General features: G+C 43.1%; 4 protein-coding genes and 1 pseudogene. 3 read left to right on the top strand and 2 right to left on the bottom strand.

Going from position 1 to position 3,235, the window contains the following annotated elements; translation table 11 throughout:
* The coding region (locus ACXAC4_RS19130; RefSeq protein WP_475164734.1) for a chromate transporter at nucleotides 1-340 on the top strand (340 nt) is incomplete at its 5' end.
* A 390-nt stretch (nucleotides 341-730) separates the two neighbouring features.
* Here the strand turns inward: ACXAC4_RS19130 and ACXAC4_RS19125 are convergent.
* A pseudogene (locus ACXAC4_RS19125) lies at nucleotides 731-1,298 on the bottom strand (beta/alpha barrel domain-containing protein).
* 194 nt (nucleotides 1,299-1,492) lie between these two features.
* Nucleotides 1,493-1,906, bottom strand: a complete 414-nt coding sequence (locus tag ACXAC4_RS19120) for a hypothetical protein (protein WP_475164731.1) — start codon at nucleotides 1,904-1,906, stop codon at nucleotides 1,493-1,495.
* Between the two features lie 295 nt (nucleotides 1,907-2,201).
* Between ACXAC4_RS19120 and ACXAC4_RS19115 the strand changes: the two genes are divergently transcribed.
* Nucleotides 2,202-2,537: an NUDIX domain-containing protein gene (locus ACXAC4_RS19115; RefSeq protein WP_475164728.1), complete on the top strand. Its 336-nt coding sequence runs from the start codon at nucleotides 2,202-2,204 to the stop codon at nucleotides 2,535-2,537.
* 86 nt (nucleotides 2,538-2,623) lie between these two features.
* Nucleotides 2,624-2,782, top strand: a complete 159-nt coding sequence (locus tag ACXAC4_RS19110; RefSeq protein WP_475164726.1) for a hypothetical protein — start codon at nucleotides 2,624-2,626, stop codon at nucleotides 2,780-2,782.
* Nucleotides 2,783-3,235 lie beyond the last annotated feature (453 nt).

Here is a 3,235-nt window from a genome sequence, read left to right as displayed (position 1 = left end):
AAGGTTAACGACGGTTAGATTCACCTCTTACACAGCACCTGGCCTGTTAGGGGCGTGTGCGGCATTTTTAGGTTTTACTCTACCATCCATTCTGATCATGATAGGTTTAGCCTTACTTTCAAGCCAAGTCATGGATACCAGTGCTTTTCAAAATGTGGTGCATGGCTTGAAGCTACTGGCCGTGGTTGTGGTTGCCGATGCTGCTTGGGGTATGTATAAAAACTTCTGTAAAAACACGCTATCGGTAAGCTTGTGCTTGCTCACGGCAATCGCGCTATTGGTCATGCCAAGCATTATGATGCAAATCGCCGTATTGGTTTTTGCAGCAGGTGCTGTGTAAGAGGTGAATCTAACCGTCGTTAACCTTAGCAATACGTTATGTACATCTACTTCGTTCAGTTACGTATTGCTAAGGTTAAATGTCCCAGTTAGAGGAGGAAACACAGCACCTAGATAACACATCAACTTTTGAGTGCTTTCCTGCGCTGTGTCTGGTTACTTCTGTATATTACTATAACGAAATCACCCTCCACGTTTACCTATATAAATTTGTCGTTGACGATAGAGGGTGCTTGTCATGGAGAGAGGATAACGCCTACGCGTCGATGAGATAATTTTGACCTTCGGTTTCTAAACGATCGATCATTTTACGACACTCATTTAAATCAAGAGGTTGTTCAAAGCGGCGCTTGAGATTCATCAAAAAGAAGATATCTTCACACATGGCTTTCTACAGGCTCGTCACTGATTTTCGGCGTACCGGTGAACCATTGCGCGTGACCATTTTTATCACGATAGAAAGTGGCTGGTAGGCTTCACCATCTTTATTGACATAATCACCCATATCATTGGCAAGAAAAGTACCGATACCAAAACTCACCTGAATACGCTCCTTGGAAATACTCGCAAATATCTAACGCTTGTTCGAAGTTAAGTCCGTCGGTAAACACCAGTGTTTTTGTTAATGGGTCTATATTCAGCGACTGGTAGTGTGCAATCATTTTTTCACCCCAGCTATAAGGGCAACCACTATCGTGACGTACACCGAAGTACGCGTTACTTAGTTCTTCATCAAAGTCTTTAAGGAAAGCATCGATACCAATCGTATCGGTTAACGCAATACCTAGTGCACCATTAAACATTTTTTGCCAACGTTGCAACGCCACTTTTTGCGAATCTCGCACATTCACCAGAGCTTGGTGTCCCATAAACCATTCATCAGCAACCGTGCCGATAGGCGTCAGGTTTAGCTCTTTTGCTAAGTGATAGTTGCTTGTTCCTGTCAAACATTCCGGCACTTCCTGCGCACAAATATTCCAGCATAGTGCGCTGAGCTTGAAAGGAAAAACGTCGACGCGTCGACATGTCAGAAAATTTAAAGTTAGTAATGTTACGACGTTTTAGTTCCGACTTTAGGTGTCGAACTTTCTCTTCTAAAACAGTGGTAAATTGCGCAACAGGGATATCTGACCAACGCTGGCACTGATGAAGTTCAGACACGATACTCATGATGATCGTTTTCGTACAAGATGGTATCTCGCCACAAACCGTTAATGGTAATTCTTAACTGGCTTGAGCCATCAGCCATGGCTTTATTATGGAAAGAGACATCACTTTGTGGGTTGAAACGGAAATGGCGCAGTGCATCAACAAAGTCAGGATTCAGGTAAGGCGCGACCGCTGATATATTCAATTTCTCTGTAAATCGAATATATTGCAGTTTAAGGACTTCGGCTTTTACCTCAGGCAAAAGCTCAGAGAGGTCTTCCTCACTGCGCACGATAAACTTATATGACACCATCGCATCAGGGTAAAGCGCTGTTACAGCGCTCATCATATTGACTTTGTAGACATCGAAATCCAAAGCGCTTTGAATGATGCGGGAAGAAAATAGTTTGGTGGTCATTAGGTGCCCTTCTACATGCCCTTCCTGGGTATATAACTTTTTGTTACTAACTAATTTGCGTAAACAATAAACACCCATCTATAGTTTGTCAACTTTTGTTACTAACCACTCATTTTTATAAGGTTTTGTTGAGAATTCGAGCAAGCATTGTGAATAAGTCAGAGTCATCCGTAAATTTATGCTCAAACCGTATTACGAACACTACCAAAAACGTTTCTAACAACTCGTTACTTACCCATTGATTGACCACTTGTTATGCGCTAGATTATTTACAAATCAATATTAGGACCCAACCATGATCGTATCTGTCGACATTATTCCATTCAGGCTATCTGGCTGTGCCGATAAGGGATTGGAAGTGTTGTTGATTAAACGTTCAAATCCAAATCGGCCATACCATGGAGTCTGGGCACTACCGGGCGGATTTGTCTTTGATAAAGACTTAACCAGTGAAGGCGGACGCCCGGCCGATGAAAACTTTGAAGCGGCGCGTCGCCGAATTTGCCGTGAGAAAATCCATACCTACCCTCGCCATTTTAGCGAAGCGTTTATCGACGGTGATCCAAAACGCAATCCAGAAGACTGGAGCTTAAACATTACGCACTACGCCTTAGTGATCGTAACAATGTAGAGCAAATAAATAATGCAGGTGTACCGGAATGCCAACTTAAATGGTTTTCGCTACAGGCTATTCTCAATGGAGAAGAGACTCTCACATTGACTCATCAAAAAACCATTGAAAAAGCGTGGCAAAAGCTTCGTGCATCCATTGAATACACATCGGTTCTTTTGTTTGCATTAGACAAAGAGTTTTTGGTTGCGGACATCATTTCTGCTTATCAAGAGTTTGAGTATATTCAGCCGAATGACGATTAAGCGCCGCTTGATAGATTCAGGCGTACTCAAAACCCACTAATAAAGTCGCTTCAACCAACAAAGGCAAAGGTGGAAAACCCGCAATGGTATATACGCTGACTAGCGACGAAGTAACCTTTTTTCAAAACTGTTTGCGTGGATAAACGCGGAACAATCAGACAGACGAGGAGTCTGCCATAACCGTCCAGTAAACTATCAAACTACAGCAGTAGATCGAGCGTTGATCCAGAGAAAGGCTTTAGTGAGTTATGTCCAGATGAACTGCCCGTTGCAGGTGCGTTGGAAATCGTACCCGGAACTTTTGAACAATCATGCCAAAGGCCGATTAAAACTGGTCAGTCGTGACTTACACCCACCAAAAGCAAAGTGGGATGCAGAATCGCCATCCAATATGCTTGAGCCCGTTGGTTTACCGAATGTGGATATAAAGTGGAACCGTCACTGTGTGCTTAG

This window comes from Pseudoalteromonas sp. AWM4_233, from assembly GCF_056158285.1.
The sequence above is the reverse complement of the archived record's forward strand: the minus strand, read 5'-3'. Positions and strand labels throughout refer to the sequence as shown.

Excerpts from the sequence above, each read along its gene's own strand:
- ACXAC4_RS19120 (WP_475164731.1), bottom strand. The coding sequence starts at position 1,906 with ATGACCACCAAACTATTTTCTTCCCGCATCATTCAAAGCGCTTTGGAT.
- ACXAC4_RS19115 (WP_475164728.1), top strand. The coding sequence starts at position 2,202 with ATGATCGTATCTGTCGACATTATTCCATTCAGGCTATCTGGCTGTGCC.